Here is a 16,554-nt window from a genome sequence, read left to right as displayed (position 1 = left end):
TGCGCATTAGAGGCGATTGCGGAAAAACGGATTCCAACGCACCGTGCCGAGCCTGACCTTTTCGCGGATCATCGTCAGCAGCCCGGATGCGGCGATGACGGCGAGCCCGAGTACCGCAATGGCGTCAGGATATTCGTGGAAGAAGGCCATGCCCATCGCGACTGCCCAGAGGATTTGCGAATAATGCGAAGGGGCGATCTGGCTTGCCGGTGCAATGCGGGTTGCCACCAGAAGCGTGATCTGCCCTGTCGCCGTGCAAAGCCCGATAAAGGCAAAGGCCAGCAGCTGGTGCAGGTTGGGCATGACAAAATCGGGAATGGAGGCAATGCCGTTGAAGGTGAGGCCGTAGACCAGCAGCACACCCATGATCGAAGTGCGCTTTTCCTTGCCCGCAAGCGAGCGCAAAAGCACGATGGTCATGGCCGCCAGGAAGGCGACGCCGATTGCGGCGATATGCCCAAGTTCCAGCGTCTTGAAACCTGGCCGCACGACAAGGATAACGCCCACGATGCCCGCAAGAACCGCAGCCCAGCGCCATGGGCCGATATTCTCCTTCAGCACGACGGCGGAAAGGACGGTTACGAAGAGCGGTGACAGGAAGATCAGCGCATAGGCTTCCGCCAGCGGAATGGTGGTGAAGGCATAAATACCGAAAATACCCGCGAACAGGCCGGAAATGGCGCGACCGTGCACCGCGAACGGCCGGCTCATGCGCCAGAACTCACGCCACCTTTCCTCGCGCGGTTTGCTGAAGAAGATGAAGATGCCGGAGAACAGGATGCTGAAAAAGCCGATTTCGAAAACGCTGATCTGCGATCCAAGCGACTTGATGGTGGCATCGCCCATGGAAAAGGTCGCGTAGGCGAACAGACCGAGCAGAAAACCCTTTTGCATTTGACTTCCCCGAACATCGACCGCAACGCAAAGCTTCTCCCGGTCGCGTGGAACGCGACCCGGATGCCCCTTTTGGGGACAGATAGTCTGGCAGATTTGATCCTCGACCCTATGGCTAGACCCGGCTACCTATGAGTGCAAGCCGCAAAAGCAGCAAAATTGTCCGATTGGGCGCGGCCGGTGCAGATGGCTGCAAGGTGCGGCAAATTTGTCCCGCCGCGGCATCACATCACCGTCATGGAAAGAGGTTAGCCGGTGTTGATCGCGGCGCTTGGCGGCGGGCATGAAGGCGGCTAAATATTATCCTGCGATTTTCACCCGATGATTTCCCCGGCTGATATTGCTGCGTTACCATGGCCTCGCTAACCGAAAGGAAAAAGAATGCGGATTGTGATGATCGGTTCGGGTTATGTCGGCCTTGTGTCCGGCGCGTGTTTTGCCGATTTCGGCCATGACGTGGTTTGCGTCGACAAGATGCCGGAAAAGATCGAAGCCTTGAAAAATGGCCATATCCCGATCTTCGAGCCGGGTCTGGAGACCATCGTCGCCAACAATGCCAAAGCCGGGCGGTTGAGCTTCACCACCGATCTTTCCGCCGCCGTTGCCAAGGCCGACGTGGTCTTCATCGCGGTCGGCACGCCGTCGCGGCGCGGGGACGGCCATGCCGATCTCGGTTATGTCTATGCGGCGGCAAAGGAAATTGCCCATGCGCTGGATGGTTTCACCGTAATCGTCACCAAATCCACCGTTCCCGTCGGCACCGGCGACGAAGTGGAACGAATTATCCATGAGGAAAACCCCTCGGCCGATTTCGCCGTGGTTTCCAACCCGGAATTCCTGCGCGAAGGTGCGGCGATAGAGGATTTCAAGCGGCCGGACCGTATCGTCGTTGGCCTTTCGGATGAACGTGCCCGGCCGGTCATGACCGAGGTTTACCGCCCGCTCTATCTCAACCAGTCGCCACTGCTCTTCACCACCAGACGCGCTTCAGAACTCATCAAATACGCCGCCAACGCCTTTCTGGCGATGAAGATCACCTTCATCAACGAAATGGCCGATCTGTGCGAAAAGGTCGGTGCGAATGTGCAGGATGTCTCGCGCGGCATTGGCCTCGATGGCCGTATCGGCCCGAAATTCCTGCATGCCGGCCCCGGTTATGGCGGCTCCTGTTTTCCCAAGGATACGCTGGCGCTCGCCAAGACCGCGCAGGATTACGACGCGCCGGTGCGGCTGATCGAAACCACCATCGCCATCAACGACAACCGCAAGCGCGCCATGGGCCGCAAGGTCATCAACGCGGTGGGTGGTGACGTGCGCGGCAAGAAGATCGCCGTGCTAGGCCTCACCTTCAAGCCGAATACCGACGACATGCGCGATAGTCCGGCAATAGCCATCATCCAGACCCTGCAGGACGGCGGCGCGAAGGTGGTGGGTTACGACCCGGAAGGCATGGCGAATGCCCGCCATCTGATCGAGGACATCGATTACGCAACCGGGCCTTATAAGGCTGCGGAAGGCGCTGACGCGGTGGTCATCGTGACGGAGTGGAACCAGTTCCGCGCCCTCGACCTGCCGCGCCTCAAGGCGATCATGAAAAGCCCGGTGCTGGTGGATCTGCGCAATATTTACCGCACCGACGAAGTCGCCGCCCATGGCTTCATCTATGCCGCCGTCGGTCGCCCGCAGGAAGGCGGGTCGGATAACGACGCTTGAAGGCGCCACCATCGCAGTTTCATCAAAAGGTTTTCTGCGTTTCGGTTTAACCGCAGACGCACCAATGAATTCGGGAAATCATCATGCGTTATCTGGTCACCGGCACAGCAGGCTTTATCGGCTTTTACGTCGCCAAGCGTCTGCTCGATGCTGGTCATTTCGTCACCGGCTTCGACGGCATGACGAAATATTACGATGTCAGCCTCAAGGAAAAGCGTCACGCCATTCTTTCCCGCTCCAACGGTTTCCGGGCGGAGATCGGCATGCTCGAGGATACGGATGCGCTGAAGCGCGCGGCCGACGCCGCCGAGCCTGAAATCATCATTCATCTCGCCGCCCAGGCGGGTGTGCGTTACAGCCTTGAAAATCCCCGCGCCTATGTCGATTCCAATCTCATTGGCTCGTTCAACATGCTGGAGCTTGCCAGAAGCCTTGATGTCAAGCACCTGATGCTGGCATCGACCTCCTCCATCTACGGCGCCAATGAGAAAATCCCGTTTGCGGAAAGCGACAAGGCCGATGAGCCGATGACGCTTTACGCCGCCACCAAGAAATCGATGGAACTGATGGCGCACAGCTATGCCCATCTGCACAAGCTGCCCACCACCGCCTTTCGTTTCTTTACGGTCTACGGTCCATGGGGGCGCCCGGACATGGCGCCGATCAAATTCGTCGACGCCATCTCGAACGGCCGCCCGATCGATATTTACGGTCAAGGCAAAATGAGCCGCGACTTCACCTATATCGACGACCTGGTGGAGGGCATCGTCCGACTGAGCGCGGTCATCCCCTCCGAGGAAAACCGCGTCACACAGGAAGGCGTCACCGACACGCTCTCCCACCATGCACCGTTCCGCGTCGTCAATATTGGCGGCGGCCAGCCGGTGGAACTGATGCATTTCGTCGAGACGGTCGAAAAAGCGGTTGGGAAACCGGCGGTCCGCAACATGCTGCCGATGCAGCAGGGTGACGTTCCCCGCACTTTCGCCTCGCCCGATCTTTTGAGAGCCCTTACCGGCTACGTGCCGCAGACGCCGGTCGAAGAGGGCATCGAGGCCCTCGTCGCCTGGTATCGGCAGATGCAATCCTCCGCGCTGAAGGAATAACTACAGCGTTGCCAGCAGGCGATTGGAGATGGTGCCGCCGGACGCGCTCTGCATGGCGATCTTGGTTTCCACTGCCTCTATGATTGTGTCGCTGAAATCCATATCCGTGAGGTCGCGGATATTGGAAAGTCCGCCCGGCGAAAACACGTTCACCTCCAGTATCTTGTCACCGACGATATCAAGTCCGACAAGGAACATGCCGTCCTCCACCAGCTTCGGCCGCACCATTTCGGCAAGCGCCACGATGTCGTCTGTCACCTTCACGGCCTCCGCCGTACCGCGGGCATGGATGTTGGAACGCAGATCGCCTTTTGCAGGCACACGGCGAAGGGCGGCATATTTGCCGTCGCGCATCAGCGGCCGGCCATTCATCATGAAGAAGCGGATATCGCCGTCCTTAGCAGCTGGCAGATAGGCCTGCGCGATCAGATAACCCTCAAGGCTGACGGCCTCGAAAATCTGGTTGAGATTGGTTTCCTTGCTGGAGCCGATCTTGAAGACGTTCTTGCCGCCGGAGCCCTGCAGCGGCTTGACGATGACACCTTTTGGATGGGCATCGGCGAAGGCTCGGATTTCATCCACATTGCGCGAAATGATCGTGGTCGGCCGAACGATTTCGGGAAAGCTCTGGAAATAGAGCTTGTTCTGCGCCAGCGCCAGACCTTCGGGATCGTTCAGTACGACGACGCCGCGCTGTTCGGCGAGCCGACCGAACAGGATGCCGGCATGGACCGCCCAGGGCCGTGTGGTCTGGTCGAGCGAGGGATCGTTGCGCAGCATCAGAGCATCGACCTCCTCGACATCCATGGTCCGCCGTTCCAGCGTCTTGTCCTGAAGAGCAGCATGAAACGCGTCGGATTTCTTGTATTTCGCCTTCGGCAGCACCGTGGCATGGATCGTCAGGCTGTCATCCGAACGCAGGGTAAAGTCACCCGGCGTCAGATAGATAACCTCGTGGCCGCGATTGAGCGCCGCCATGGCCAGCAGGCCGGTTGCAAAATTCGGCCCCTCGGTTTCAATCGAATTGACGAAAAATGCGATACGCATGAAGCCCCTCCTATAATGTCGCGAGTTCGGCAATGGATATTCCCGCCCGGATTTTTTCCAGACGCTCGTTGGCCCTGGCCGGCAGCAGGAATGCGGGCCTGACCCCTGGCGGGCGCAAAAGGCCGCGCAGGGCAAGCTCCTGCATGACCGGGAAATGCTGGGCGGCGATCTTGCCCATCCAGAACAGATCGAGCGCGCCGCCCTTGCGCAGATGGTCCAGCACCTCCGCCAGCCCGCGCAGATAGATCGCGTCCTTCGAGAGGCCGCCGCCGCGATAGATGCGCAACGTCATGTTGAAGGCGCCAGCCTCATCAAAACCATGGTCGCGGGTCATGAGCCGGAACGTCTCCACAAAGCTGGCGCCATCCAGCATGGCGGCACAGCCGACGACGCGGGCCGCAATTAGCCGCAGGCGCTCGCGCGTCATTCCGCCAGCCAGATGTTCCGCCAGCACCGCCAGCCCTTCCTGCACGCCCTCATAGCCGGAGAGGCCGGTACGAAAGAGCCTGAGCCCCTGAAACGACCCATTGAAATAGGTGAGAAGATGCACGCCGATCTCATGCGACAGGAGCGCTTCGACACGGCGCTGCTCCATGACGGTGTGTCGGGAAATCAGAAGTTTCTCGCCCGTCACCATCAGACCCGGCGGCAGGTCGTCGCGGATTTCCACCCGTGCCTTGAAGCCCGGCTCCTCGGCCAAGTAGGACTCGACCATCTCGCGCGACTTCCGTGCGACGGCGTAGCAATCGACCATCGCGATTTCGCCGGCCTCCTCCCGGCGGGGACAATCCTCCAGCACCCGCAGCGCCAGCGTCAGCAGCGCAGGTTCGACGGCGCCATAGAGGGCGCGGGAAAAATCCGTGAAAGTGCGCCGGTGCAGATTGGCCAGCATCGTCAGTTGCAGATCGATCTCCTGCTGTTTCTCCCGATAGAGATGGTAAAGCACCGGATCTTCCAGATGATCGAAAACAACCGAATAGAGCTTTCGCTTCTGCTCCTCGACATCGACGCCCAACGGCCGGTAGAGAAGACGCGGCGCGAACTGGAAGCTGCCGTCCCGAAACTCCTCGAAGGCCCGGCGGGCATTGATTGGCGTGACGGAGAGAAGGAAATCGAAGGACGATACGATATCGTCGATGGACCTGTCTGCGCGCCTGACCGCATCGACGAAGGCCTTGCGGCCTAGCGCCCTGTGGCTGGTCACCTTGAGCGCGTCCATCCCTGCAGAGAATGACGAGAAGGCCTGCAGGCCCGCGTCGAAAAGATCGGCGATCATCGTCTCGCGCAGGCCCGGATAATCGGCACCGGATTCAGGCTGTCGATAGATCGGCGCGAAACGGACACTGATACAGGGAAAGTCCAGTCCTGCATTCTGAAACCGGAGGATCGGGTCGCCTTCCGGCTCGGGCCGGGTGATGCGCGGTGTACGAAACCGCACCTCGGCGTCACACACGGCCTTGATGAATACCCGACGGGCCTTTTGTGTTTCCGGTTCGGCTGTCGCCGAGACGGAGACCTCATAATGCGGTAAGAAGGGTGAATCGTCGGCGAGCAGGATGTCGTGCTCCAACTCACCTATATCCAGCACGATGAAGGCGCCGAAACGCTCCCGCATGGCCGCACCCACGGCCTCGATCAACGGCGCGGCCTCCTGAACGGTCGAAGCAATGAGATAGGAAGCGTGAGCGGCGGCAATGTCGCGCGCGGCAAGATCTTTCGTGCCGCCGGTCAGATGCAGGCACAGGAAAGGCAGTGGCCGGTCGATATGAAGCCTGCCGTCTTTGCCGATATCGCGACGTATTGCCTTGCCTGCCTGGAGGCAGGATGTCACGTCATCCACCAGCTCGGCAGTGGGAGAAGGGACATCACGGGCGGCAGAAACATTCATCGCCGCGACCTCAGACATTCCTCGACAACGGGCTGAAGTGCCGTAATCATGTCCCGTATTTCCGACACTACGCGTCTGTCCGGCTTTCCGGTCCATTCGTCCATAAAGAATTTTTTGAACTCGATGGCGATGGCACAGCCGTTTTCCGCGAAACGCTCGTGGATGAAACGGGTCTGCTCCCCCTTGCCCTGAAACGCCACGTTCTCGCGGACATCAAGACGGCGTCCGGCAATGGTCGCTGACGCGAAATGATGACCGACGGCGCTGACGATATCGTTCCAGCGGCTGCGGTCCATGGAAAAGGTGCCGATATTGATATCGGGTGCTTCCGCAGGCGTGGTAGGCGGCGCAGTCGGACCCTGCCGGCGATGGTTGTAGGTGTGCACGTCGAGCACGACAAAAGCGCCGTGTCGCCGTTCAAGCGCGGCCAGCGTATTTTCCAGCATCGCGTAATAATCCGCGTGGAAATCCAGAGATTGCCGGACCGCTGCCGGCGCGGGCTCCTGTTTCCATACCTCAAGCCCCCAGGATTGTTCCGGCTTCAGATAGATGGCCTGATCGGCGGCGCGGTTGAGGTCGATTTCGAAACGTGAGTGGTGCACGATGATGCGGTTGGTCAATCCCGCAATCATGTCGCCGGTGAACGGATCTTCCTCTCTCAGGCGTTGTTCTCCCGAAAGGGCCATCAGCCCGGCTATATCGGGCCGTATGCGGTGGCCGTCATGGATGGCCGTGCCGATAACCGGCGAATTGCCAAACCCGATCGTCCAGAAGCCCGTATTTTCATCCTTGCCGTCGCTGTGTCTGGCTACCATGCTGCCTCCCCTGCATCAGGGGTAGAACAGCACAAGCGGCCCGTTTGTTCCGGTAAAAATTGCGCGCGATTTATTGGGCCGCAGCACGCATGCACCGTCAAAAAACTGCGGAACCATACCGGAAAGCTCACGTTGTTCTGGCAGGAGGGCCGCCGTGTCAAACGGACATGATGGCGCTGAAGAACATCGGGGTTTTTCCGTTTTCTCCCGGTGGCCAACGAAACGGCAGTCGAGCTTCTTACCCATCCGGCGTCCCTCCGTTCCCGATTCCACACACAAGGAGCCGCGACATGGAAAAAACCGAAACGCGCAAACTTGCGGAAGAATATCTGCGGCTCGGCGGCACGCGTCAGGTGATGATCGACGACAACAAGACATTTGTGCGCCAATGGGAGCACGAACCAGCTGCAGCCGAGACATTCTGGCAGACGCACATCGAACCGCTCGACGCGGAACGCCGCAAGGACGTGGAATTTTTTCTCCCCTCCGTGAATTCGGACAAGGAAGATTGAACCCAAAGGAGACAGATATGACTGCTATTAACGCCGCAAAAATCCTTATCCTGGCAACCGACGGCTATGAACGCTCGGAGCTCAGGGTGCCCTACGATCAGCTCAAGGCCAAAGGCGCGGATGTAAAGATCGCCTCTATCAAGGAAGGGGAGATCAAAAGCTGGGATGAAAAGGACTGGGGCGACAGCATCGCCGTCGACCTGCCCGCGAAAAGCGTTCGCCCGGATGATTTCGATGCGCTGGTGCTTCCCGGCGGCCAGATCAATCCAGACGTGCTGCGCCATGACGAAGACGCCATGCGGGTGGTCCGCGATTTTCTCAAATCCGGCAAGGTGGTAGCGGCCATCTGCCACGCGCCCTGGCTTCTGGTCGAAGCCGACGCCCTTCGCGGCCGTGACGCCACATCCTATTGGTCGATCAAGACCGACCTGAAAAACGCCGGCGCCAACTGGAAGGATGAAAAGGTGGTCACCGACAAGGGGATCATCACCTCCCGCAGCCCCGATGATCTTGATGCCTTTGTGGCCAAGATCGTCGAAGAGGTGGAGGAAGGTCGCCACGAGCGCCGTGCCGCCTGACACGCTCCGCAATTCCTTTGTGCCGCCGGCTTCCGGCGGTACTTTTTTGGAGGAAGTCATGAAAAGCAGATTGCTGGCGAGCGCCGCCGAACGTACCTTCATTCTCGTGATCGAGCCGGAAGAAGAGGCATTCGACGCGATCCGCCGCTTTGCGCGGACCGAAAACATCAACGCGGCGTCGGTGACGGCGATCGGTGCCTTCTCCACCGCGACGCTTGCGTTTTTCGACCTTTCATCGCGAGAATACAAAGAAATACCCGTGACGGAACAGAGCGAGGTCCTGAGCCTGCTCGGCGATATCACCCTTGACGAAAACGATACGCCGAACCCGCACCTGCATGTCGTCCTGGGCTTTGCCGATGGCTCGACCAAGGGCGGGCATTTTCTGAAAGGCGTGGTACGACCGACACTGGAGGTGGTTATCCGCGAAACACCCGCAGAGCTGCGACGCAGCTATATCAGTGAGTTCGGCATAGCTCTCATCGACCCCGCGAAATAATCCCGCGGAACCGGAAAAACGCGATTGCGTTATCTCTTCACACGGGGGATGGCATGGCGGCGACAATCGATCGGGACGGTGAAGGCGACGACGAGGTCAGACAGTTTCTGACAGGTCTGGCGCGAGGAACGGCGGGCGCATTGCTGTTTGCCCTGCCCATGTTGATGACCATGGAGATGTGGTTTCTGGGCCTATACATCAGCCCATGGCGGCTCTTGCTGCTTTGCGTCCTCAACCTGCCGCTGCTTCTACTTCTCGCCCGTCGGATCGGGTTCGAGAATATCCACTCCTGGAGCCAGGCGGCGCGAGACGCAATTACCGCCTATGGGCTGGGCGTCGCGGTGAGCGCGGCCGCACTCCTGCTGTTCGGTGTCCTCAATGACCAGATCACCGCCTCCAACATCGTCACAAAGGTTGCGTTACAATCCGTTCCCGCGAGCATAGGCGCCCTGCTCGGCCGCAGCCAGCTTGGACAGCATTCCGATGAGCAGGATGAAGAGAAAGGCGAATATTCGGGCGAGACCGGATATCTGCACGAGCTTTTCATGATGGTGGTGGGTGCGCTCTTTCTGAACCTCAACGTCGCGCCGACGGAAGAAATGATCCTCATCGCCTATAAGGTGACCCCCTATCACATTCTCGCCCTGTGCCTGCTGTCGATCGCCATCATGCATGGTTTCGTCTACGCGCTTCATTTCAAGGGCTCGCATCGGCTACACGAGGGACAGAAATGGTGGCAATCCTTCATCCGCTTCACCCTGCCGGGCTACGTCATCGCCATCGGCATCAGCATCTACACGCTCTGGACTTTCGAACGCCTCGACCACACCTCCCTGTCGCAGATATTGAATGCCGCCGTCATTCTCGGCGTTCCCGCCTCGATCGGCGCCGCCTCGGCCCGGCTGATCCTGTGAGGACATCATGACAATCTCCAAGGATGGAAAACACACGGAAAGTTCCGATCCGCACTGGATCGAATGGGTCACGGGCGCCATCTGCACCCTGCTCGTCGCCGCCATGCTCGGCTGGATCCTCTACGACATCTATCGCTACGAACCGGACGACGCCCGCTTCGAGATCGCCGTGACAGACGTTAACGGTGAGCCGGGGCAATATCGGGTGAAATTCGATATCCGCAATCTCTCAATGACGACGGCGGCGCAGGTGCAGGTGCGCGGAGATCTGCAGCAGGACGGCGGCACGCAGGAAAGCGCGGACGTGACATTCGATTACGTCGCCTCGGAATCGCGCGACAGCGGAACGCTTTTCTTCCGCAACGATCCCGCAGGCGGGAGGCTTATCATCAACGTCGCCGGCTATACCGAACCGTGACAGTTTTCAGGACCATTTCATGACCGCATCAGACCTGACGAAGGAACGCGACCTCAGGGTGTCAACCCCGCTCTGGGCCGATACGGCGCGGATCGGTGTCAGAAGCGGCAAGACGCCGAAAGACAACTACTACGACACAATCGTTGTCGGGACCGGTATCAGCGGCGCGCTGGTGGCCCACTCGCTGCATCGCCCGGGACGATCCATGCTGATCGTTGACCGACGCGAACCCGTCAAAGGCAGCAGCATGGCGAGCACCGCAATGATACAGCACGAGATCGACACGCCGCTGACGAAACTCCGGACGATGATCGGCAGGGAGGCCGCAGACAGGGCTTGGCAGCGCTCGGCGCGCGCGGTTCTTCGTCTGGAGGAAATCGTCACCTCGCTCAATATTTCCTGCGGCATGAGGCGAAAACAGGCACTGTACCTCGCCGGTGACGACATGGGTTCGCGCGCGCTGAAGGCAGAGGCGGATGCCCGCGCAGAAGCCGGCATCCAGGCTGAGTTTCTCGGCGCCGCGCAACTGAGAGAGCATTATGGGTTGGAACGGACCGCCGCCATCGTCAGCGACATATCGGCCTCCGCCAATCCCGCCCAGTTGACAGCGGGATTGTTGCGCCATACCGCGAGCGCTGGAGCGGAAATCGTCGCTCCTCTGGAAATCACCGATCTGAGAAACGTTGGCGACGAAGTAATCGTCGCCACTGCCAACGGGAAAATCCTCTCCGCCGGCAACATCGTATTTTGCACCGGGTATGAGTTCTTGAAAGCGCTTGAAAGCCCGACACACCGGATCATTTCCACCTGGGCGCTGGCCAGCAGAAAAGGGCTGGATCTGCCGGACTGGCTGCAAAGCCACATCGTATGGGAGGCGGCAGACCCCTATCTCTATCTGCGAACCGACCGTGAGGGACGAGTGATTGCCGGCGGCGAGGACGAGGAAAATCCTGTCTCCTATCAGTCGAAGAGCAAGCTGACAGCCAAGACACGAACAATCCGCCGCAAGATTGAAAAACTGCTGGACGTGGATATCGGCGAACCCGATTATCGCTGGGCGGGAGCCTTTGGTACGACCACCACGGGCCTGCCGCTGATCGGCCTCGTTCCGGGCATGAAGAATGTCTATGCGGTGATGGGGTTCGGCGGCAACGGCATCACTTTCAGCCAGATCGCCGCCGAAATCGTGGCCGCCGCCATCAATGGCGGTACCGACCCCGACGCCGATCTTTTTCACTTCCGCTGATGCCGTTCATTCATCCTTGATACCGATTACCACCTGGATACGGCGAAGCGTCCATAAGACGACGATGCCCATTGCTGCGGCGAGCAGAGCGAGCGGCCACATGCCGAGACCGGCCGAGAGGCCGATCGCCGCCGAAAGCCACATGCTTGCGCCCGTCGTCAGCCCCTTGACGTCGCCCTTGGTGTAAACGACCACACCTGCGGCGAGAAAGGCGATACCGGCGGTTACGGCCTCCACCAGTCGGATGGGATCGAGCCGGGCTGCCTCATGCCCTTCCGCCATCGTTTCCATCATATGGATGGTGATGACGCAGAAAGTGACGGCGGCAAGGCCGATGAGCATATTGGTGCGCAGACCAGCGGTGTTTTTGTGAAATTCGCGCTCCAGACCGATCATGCCGCACAGGATGACCGCGCCGAACACGCGCACCAGCAGCACCTCGAACGGAATGGAAATATTCATGGAAAATTCTTCTGCAAGGCTTTGGGGCACTGTCGCGTCTCCTCCCGGAAATTTCTCCACACTAAGTTCGAAAAGGCGCGATGGTTCCGCACAGCAATATAAACGTTGCGTACAACCGAACCGGAACCATAGGAGCAGCTGAAAGTTTGTTTCCCGTGCGCATGAGCGCACATCGTGCATTTCCACTTCATGGGAGAAGGACCAATGGCCGAGAAGAAACTCGACGACCTGTTTTACGACACGCTGAAGGACATCTACTACGCCGAAAGGCAGATCCTGAAAGCCCTGCCGAAAATGGCGCGGGCGGCGACCGACCCGAAGCTGAAGCAGGCTTTCGAAAAGCACAAGGAAGAAACGCAGGGCCACGTAGAGCGCCTGCAGGAAGTATTCGAGATCATTGGCAAGCGCGCCCAGGGCAAGACCTGCGAAGCCATCCAGGGCATTATCGCCGAGGGCGAGGAAATCATGGAGGATTTCAAGGGCACCGCCGCCCTCGACGCCGGTCTCGTCTCATCCGCCCAGGCGGTCGAACACTATGAAATCGCCCGCTACGGCACGCTGAAGGCCTGGGCGGAAAAGCTCGGCCATACCAAGGCGGTATCGCTGCTCGATGCCACTCTTAAGGAAGAGTCGAAGACCGATGACGCGCTGACCGCGCTTGCCAAGACTTCGGTGAACGCCGCGGCCGAGAAGAAGGCCGCCTGACGCCATCCGCATCGGCTCAAAGAAAAACCGGAATGGTCACCCATTCCGGTTTTTTATTGTCGTCGTAGCCTGAAGTTACGGCAGGGTGTAGGCGATGACGTAGTCGCCCGGTTTGGTCCCGACGGAACCGTGACCGCCCGCAACCATCACCACATATTGCTTGCCGTTTTCCAGTGCATAGGTCATCGGCGTTGCCTGACCGCCAGCGGGCAGGCGCGCTTCCCAGAGCTGCTTGCCGGTGGTGAGGTCATAGGCCCGCAGATAATTATCCACTGCGGCACCCAGGAAGGCTACGCCGCCCTTGGTGATCATCGGTCCGCCAATTCCCGGCACGCCCACCTTGAAGGGGAGCGGCAGCGGGGTCATGTCATAGACCGTCCCGTTCTTGTGCTTGTAGGCCACATCCCCGGTGCTCAGGTCCGCGCCGGCGACATAACCCCACGGCGGCGCCTGGCAGGGAATCTGCAGCGGGCCGAGGAACGGTCCCATGAAAACGCCATAGGGCGCACCGTCATTACGGTTCAGACCCTGCTCGCTGCCCTTTTCGTCCTGACCCTTCGGCGGAATCTGATCGCGCGGGACGAGCTGGGAGGTGAAGGCGAGATAGGTCGGCATACCGAACATGACCTGCCTTTCAGGATCCACAGCCACACTGCCCCAGTTGAAGGTGCCGAAATTGCCGGGATAGATGATCGAGCCGGTCAGTGACGGCGGGGTGTAGCGGCCCTTGTAGTTCAGCTGATGGAAGCGGATGCGGCAGGCGAGCTGGTCGAACATGGAGACGCCCCACATGTCCTTTTCCTGCAATGGCTCCGGCTTGAACGAGAGGGCCGTTGTCGGCTGCGTCGGCGAGGTGAAGTCCTCGGGGATCGCACCGCCCGGGGCTGGCTCCTCCGTGATCGGCAGAAGCGGCTCGCCGGTGCGCCGGTCGAGAACGTAGATATCCCCCTGCTTCGTTGGCCCGACGAGAGCAGGAACGGTCTGACCATCCTTCGTTATGTCGAGCAACACCGGCTGGGCCGGCACATCCATGTCCCAGAGATCGTGATGAACCGTCTGGCGCACCCAGCGATCCTTGCCCGTATTGATATCGAGCGCGACGATGGAGGAAGAATATTTCTCCACATTCTCGCTGCGGCCCATGCCGAGCTGGTCCGGAACCTGATTACCGAGCGGGACATAAACGAGCCCGAGGCCTTCGTCATAACTGAAGACGGACCAGCTGTTCGGCGAGTTGGTCGTGTAGGTCTCACCGGCCGCAATCGGCTCGGTCTTTTGCGGGTTCCCGGAATCCCAGTTCCAGATGAGCGCACCGCTGTTCACATCGAAAGCGCGGATCACGCCGGATTGTTCCTGCGTGGAGTAATTGTCATTCACCGCGCCGCCGATGATGATCTTGCCCGCAGCAATCACGGGCGGCGATGTCGAATAATAATAGCCGGCGGGATTATATTTCATGCCCTGCTCGAGATGCAGCACACCCTGATCGGCAAAGGAGGTGCAAACCTGGCCGGTGGCGGCATCGAGCGCGATCAACCGTGCATCCGACGTGGGCAGATAGACCCGCTCGGCGCAGGCCGTTCCCGGCGCGGCACCCGGTTCGGCATAATAGGACACGCCGCGGCACGTCTGGTGCTGGCGATCCGGATTGAGGCCGACATTCGGATCGTATTTCCATTTTTCCTTGCCGGTCGCCGCATCGATGGCGATGGCCCAATTATGCGGCGTGCAGATGAAAAGCGTATTGCCGATCTTAAGCGGCGTCACCTGATAGGTGGTTTCGCCCACATCGTCCGGCAGCTTCACGTCGCCGGTCTGGTAACGCCACGCTTCCTTCAATTGCGAAACATTGTCGACATTGACCTGGGTCAGTGGGGAATAACGCTGCCCATAGGGCGTGCGGCCATATTGATGCCAGTCACCGTCAGGCACATTGCCGCCATAGGCGGGCGTCGCGGACGCCGTTTCCTGCGGCAAGGACCCTGGCTGATCATGCGGGTCCTGTGCCATCGAATATCCGGCAACCGCGATGGAAGCGAGAACGGAAAGCGCCAGCGGCCAGGCATTCGGCCCATAGCTTAGCCCCGTCGGGCTTGCAAAACCGAGTGGCTTCCTCACCCAGGGCACCAGGAGCCAGAGGCCTATCACAATGATAAAACCGCCGCGCGGGCCAAGCTGCCACCAGTCAAAACCGACTTCCCAGACGGCCCACGCAAGTGTTGCGACAATGAACACGGCATAGACGTGAAGTGCTGCGCGATTGCGCTTGAAGAGCAGAACGGCCGTCAACAGGAAAGCCAGTCCGGAAAGCACATAATAAAAACTGCCCCCAAGCATCACAAGCTGGGAGCCAAAACCGAACAGCGCGAGGCCGATGAGCGTGAGAAAAACTGCAGTGACGGTGACTGCCATGAATGAAACCCCCGATTCCTGTCACTTTGTGTGAAATGAAATCGGGAGCAATATGGTTCCATTCAAACGCCACGAAAATTCATGGCATCTGCGTCACGGGTTCTGTGGCGCCCCCGTGGAGTCCTGCGGGGAAGGGTTTCGGTCCGTTGAAGCCGGCGGCGAAGCACGGCCGTTTGCGGGATTGTTGTCGAAGCTTTCCGAGCCCGACGGCTGCTGCGGGACGGGGGCGTTCTCCGTCTGCGGATTTTGCGGCAGGTTCTCGTCCGGTTCGAAAACCGCGTATTCCACAACAGCCCAGACCACCAGCGCTAACAACACGCTGACGATCAGAATGACAAGAACCGGACGTCCTGTCGATCCTTGCCGTGCCCGTGTGGCCGTCTCCTTTTTCGGAGCATCCCGACCGTCGAGATAGCTAATATTTTCTCTGGCCATGTCTTTCACTCCCTAAACTCTGTCAATCTAATCCACAGGGAGAGGTTTTGTTCCCGCGAGGGGCCGGCGCATTCGACATGGCGCAATCTGGCCCTTACCGGAAGAGGGCGTCGGGCCTCTCGGTTATTTCGCGGTCCAGCCGCCATCAATGGAAATGGTGGTGCCGGTGATGGAACGGGCCATATCGCCAGCGAGATAAAGTGCCATTTCGGCGATTTCCTCCGGCTGGATGAAGCGTCTTGTCGGCTGCGGCGCAAGCATCACCTTTTTCACCACATCTTCCTCACTCATGCCGTGTACCCTCGCCTGATCCGCGACCTGCGCGGCCACAAGCGGGGTCCAGACATAGCCGGGGCAGATGGCGTTACAGGTGATGCCGAGTTCGGCAACCTCCAGCGCAACGCTTTTCGTCAGTCCCACCACCGCATGTTTGGTTGCCACATAGGGCGCCTTGAAGGGAGACGCGCGCAAACCATGCGCGGAAGCAATGTTGACGATGCGGCCCCAGCCTCTTTCCTTCATGCCCGGCAAAGCAGCGCGGATGGTGTGAAAGGCGCTGTCGAGAGAAATGGCAACGATGCGGGAAAAATCCGCGAAGTCGAACTCATCGATTGGCGCGACCTTCTGAATGCCGGCATTGTTGACGAGGACATCGACATGGCCGAATTCCGCAATGACCTTTTCAGGCAGATGCGCGCTTTCTTCATAGTTCGCGAGGTTGGCGGAGAAATAGGCCGGCCTTTGCCGCGCCACTTTCCCTACAGCCTCCAGCGCCTGCGTCGCCTCCTCCACCGTTTCTATGCCATGCACAGCGACCAGATAGCCCGCCTCGGCGAAACGCCTGGCGATGGCAAGTCCGATGCCGCTGGTGGAACCGGTGACAAGCACGGTTTTCGGTTGATCCTCCATG

Annotated in this window: 18 protein-coding genes; 9 read left to right on the top strand and 9 right to left on the bottom strand. The window is 59.5% G+C overall.

Annotation, left to right across the window (positions count from 1 at the left end):
* Positions 1–6: 6 nt before the first annotated feature.
* Complete coding sequence (locus HQN82_RS19870; protein ID WP_004437937.1) at positions 7–894, bottom strand: DMT family transporter; 888 nt, start codon at positions 892–894, stop codon at positions 7–9.
* Positions 895–1,275: 381 nt separating this feature from the next.
* Here HQN82_RS19870 and HQN82_RS19865 point away from each other — a divergent pair, with 381 nt between their 5' ends.
* A complete protein-coding gene (locus HQN82_RS19865; RefSeq protein WP_173615677.1) occupies positions 1,276–2,607 on the top strand; it encodes a UDP-glucose dehydrogenase family protein in 1,332 nt (443 codons plus the stop codon).
* 83 nt (positions 2,608–2,690) lie between these two features.
* Entirely contained in the window at positions 2,691–3,713 is a 1,023-nt protein-coding gene (locus tag HQN82_RS19860; protein ID WP_173615676.1) for an NAD-dependent epimerase, read from the top strand.
* Here the strand turns inward: HQN82_RS19860 and HQN82_RS19855 are convergent, their stop codons facing one another.
* Genes HQN82_RS19855 through HQN82_RS19840 form a run of 4 tightly spaced genes read right to left on the bottom strand, consistent with a single transcriptional unit; the run spans position 3,714 to position 7,709 of the window.
* Positions 3,714–4,760, bottom strand: coding sequence for a glutathione synthase (locus HQN82_RS19855; protein WP_107340520.1), 1,047 nt, complete (start codon positions 4,758–4,760; stop codon positions 3,714–3,716). It abuts the gene before it with no gap.
* Between the two features lie 10 nt (positions 4,761–4,770).
* Positions 4,771–6,648: a flavohemoglobin expression-modulating QEGLA motif protein gene (locus tag HQN82_RS19850; protein ID WP_173615675.1), complete on the bottom strand. Its 1,878-nt coding sequence runs from the start codon at positions 6,646–6,648 to the stop codon at positions 4,771–4,773.
* Complete coding sequence (locus HQN82_RS19845; protein ID WP_173615674.1) at positions 6,645–7,463, bottom strand: N-formylglutamate amidohydrolase; 819 nt, start codon at positions 7,461–7,463, stop codon at positions 6,645–6,647. Before HQN82_RS19845 ends, HQN82_RS19850 begins: the two co-directional genes overlap by 4 nt.
* 15 nt (positions 7,464–7,478) lie before the next feature.
* A complete protein-coding gene (locus HQN82_RS19840; protein ID WP_107340523.1) occupies positions 7,479–7,709 on the bottom strand; it encodes a hypothetical protein in 231 nt (76 codons plus the stop codon).
* Between the two features lie 44 nt (positions 7,710–7,753).
* Here HQN82_RS19840 and HQN82_RS19835 point away from each other — a divergent pair, with 44 nt between their 5' ends.
* From HQN82_RS19835 to HQN82_RS19810, 6 genes are read left to right on the top strand one after another with little or no spacing between them, the layout of a single operon-like run.
* Positions 7,754–7,975, top strand: coding sequence for a hypothetical protein (locus HQN82_RS19835; RefSeq protein ID WP_004437916.1), 222 nt, complete (start codon positions 7,754–7,756; stop codon positions 7,973–7,975).
* Positions 7,976–7,992: 17 nt separating this feature from the next.
* On the top strand, positions 7,993–8,553 hold the full coding sequence (locus HQN82_RS19830) for a DJ-1/PfpI/YhbO family deglycase/protease (protein ID WP_107340525.1): 561 nt from the start codon (positions 7,993–7,995) through the stop codon (positions 8,551–8,553).
* A 58-nt stretch (positions 8,554–8,611) separates the two neighbouring features.
* Entirely contained in the window at positions 8,612–9,052 is a 441-nt protein-coding gene (locus HQN82_RS19825) for a PPC domain-containing DNA-binding protein (RefSeq protein WP_173615673.1), read from the top strand.
* Between the two features lie 53 nt (positions 9,053–9,105).
* Positions 9,106–9,966, top strand: coding sequence for a TIGR02587 family membrane protein (locus HQN82_RS19820; RefSeq protein ID WP_004437909.1), 861 nt, complete (start codon positions 9,106–9,108; stop codon positions 9,964–9,966).
* A 7-nt stretch (positions 9,967–9,973) separates the two neighbouring features.
* Positions 9,974–10,384: a TIGR02588 family protein gene (locus tag HQN82_RS19815; protein ID WP_004437907.1), complete on the top strand. Its 411-nt coding sequence runs from the start codon at positions 9,974–9,976 to the stop codon at positions 10,382–10,384.
* A 19-nt stretch (positions 10,385–10,403) separates the two neighbouring features.
* Entirely contained in the window at positions 10,404–11,630 is a 1,227-nt protein-coding gene (locus tag HQN82_RS19810) for an NAD(P)/FAD-dependent oxidoreductase (RefSeq protein ID WP_173615672.1), read from the top strand.
* A 6-nt stretch (positions 11,631–11,636) separates the two neighbouring features.
* On the opposite strand, the gene HQN82_RS19805 is transcribed toward HQN82_RS19810, so the two are convergent.
* On the bottom strand, positions 11,637–12,122 hold the full coding sequence (locus tag HQN82_RS19805; RefSeq protein ID WP_173615671.1) for an MgtC/SapB family protein: 486 nt from the start codon (positions 12,120–12,122) through the stop codon (positions 11,637–11,639).
* A gap of 174 nt (positions 12,123–12,296) precedes the next feature.
* Between HQN82_RS19805 and HQN82_RS19800 the strand changes: the two genes are divergently transcribed.
* Positions 12,297–12,797, top strand: a complete 501-nt coding sequence (locus HQN82_RS19800) for a YciE/YciF ferroxidase family protein (RefSeq protein WP_004437899.1) — start codon at positions 12,297–12,299, stop codon at positions 12,795–12,797.
* 75 nt (positions 12,798–12,872) lie between these two features.
* Here HQN82_RS19800 and HQN82_RS19795 read toward each other — a convergent pair whose 3' ends face one another.
* The 3 genes from HQN82_RS19795 to HQN82_RS19785 form a co-directional block, all read right to left on the bottom strand.
* Positions 12,873–15,209: a glucose/quinate/shikimate family membrane-bound PQQ-dependent dehydrogenase gene (locus HQN82_RS19795; protein WP_173615670.1), complete on the bottom strand. Its 2,337-nt coding sequence runs from the start codon at positions 15,207–15,209 to the stop codon at positions 12,873–12,875.
* Positions 15,210–15,302: 93 nt separating this feature from the next.
* Positions 15,303–15,644, bottom strand: a complete 342-nt coding sequence (locus HQN82_RS19790) for a hypothetical protein (RefSeq protein WP_173615669.1) — start codon at positions 15,642–15,644, stop codon at positions 15,303–15,305.
* Positions 15,645–15,767: 123 nt separating this feature from the next.
* Positions 15,768–16,553 carry a 3-hydroxybutyrate dehydrogenase gene (locus HQN82_RS19785; protein ID WP_004437889.1) on the bottom strand — a complete coding sequence of 262 codons (786 nt, stop codon included), beginning with the start codon at positions 16,551–16,553 and terminating at the stop codon, positions 15,768–15,770.
* Between the last annotated feature and the right edge of the window lies 1 nt (position 16,554).

The organism is Agrobacterium pusense (assembly GCF_013285525.1).
GTDB lineage: Bacteria > Pseudomonadota > Alphaproteobacteria > Rhizobiales > Rhizobiaceae > Agrobacterium > Agrobacterium pusense.
The sequence above is the reverse complement of the archived record's forward strand: the minus strand, read 5'-3'. Positions and strand labels throughout refer to the sequence as shown.

Bases quoted from the DNA above. Each gene is read 5' to 3' on its own strand.
- HQN82_RS19870 (WP_004437937.1), bottom strand. From the start codon at position 894: ATGCAAAAGGGTTTTCTGCTCGGTCTGTTCGCCTACGCGACCTTTTCC.
- HQN82_RS19865 (WP_173615677.1), top strand. From the start codon at position 1,276: ATGCGGATTGTGATGATCGGTTCGGGTTATGTCGGCCTTGTGTCCGGC.
- HQN82_RS19860 (WP_173615676.1), top strand. From the start codon at position 2,691: ATGCGTTATCTGGTCACCGGCACAGCAGGCTTTATCGGCTTTTACGTC.
- HQN82_RS19855 (WP_107340520.1), bottom strand. From the start codon at position 4,760: ATGCGTATCGCATTTTTCGTCAATTCGATTGAAACCGAGGGGCCGAAT.
- HQN82_RS19850 (WP_173615675.1), bottom strand. From the start codon at position 6,648: ATGAATGTTTCTGCCGCCCGTGATGTCCCTTCTCCCACTGCCGAGCTG.
- HQN82_RS19845 (WP_173615674.1), bottom strand. From the start codon at position 7,463: ATGGTAGCCAGACACAGCGACGGCAAGGATGAAAATACGGGCTTCTGG.
- HQN82_RS19840 (WP_107340523.1), bottom strand. From the start codon at position 7,709: ATGGGTAAGAAGCTCGACTGCCGTTTCGTTGGCCACCGGGAGAAAACG.
- HQN82_RS19835 (WP_004437916.1), top strand. From the start codon at position 7,754: ATGGAAAAAACCGAAACGCGCAAACTTGCGGAAGAATATCTGCGGCTC.
- HQN82_RS19830 (WP_107340525.1), top strand. From the start codon at position 7,993: ATGACTGCTATTAACGCCGCAAAAATCCTTATCCTGGCAACCGACGGC.
- HQN82_RS19825 (WP_173615673.1), top strand. From the start codon at position 8,612: ATGAAAAGCAGATTGCTGGCGAGCGCCGCCGAACGTACCTTCATTCTC.
- HQN82_RS19820 (WP_004437909.1), top strand. From the start codon at position 9,106: ATGGCGGCGACAATCGATCGGGACGGTGAAGGCGACGACGAGGTCAGA.
- HQN82_RS19815 (WP_004437907.1), top strand. From the start codon at position 9,974: ATGACAATCTCCAAGGATGGAAAACACACGGAAAGTTCCGATCCGCAC.
- HQN82_RS19810 (WP_173615672.1), top strand. From the start codon at position 10,404: ATGACCGCATCAGACCTGACGAAGGAACGCGACCTCAGGGTGTCAACC.
- HQN82_RS19800 (WP_004437899.1), top strand. From the start codon at position 12,297: ATGGCCGAGAAGAAACTCGACGACCTGTTTTACGACACGCTGAAGGAC.
- HQN82_RS19795 (WP_173615670.1), bottom strand. From the start codon at position 15,209: ATGGCAGTCACCGTCACTGCAGTTTTTCTCACGCTCATCGGCCTCGCG.
- HQN82_RS19790 (WP_173615669.1), bottom strand. From the start codon at position 15,644: ATGGCCAGAGAAAATATTAGCTATCTCGACGGTCGGGATGCTCCGAAA.
- HQN82_RS19785 (WP_004437889.1), bottom strand. From the start codon at position 16,553: ATGGAGGATCAACCGAAAACCGTGCTTGTCACCGGTTCCACCAGCGGC.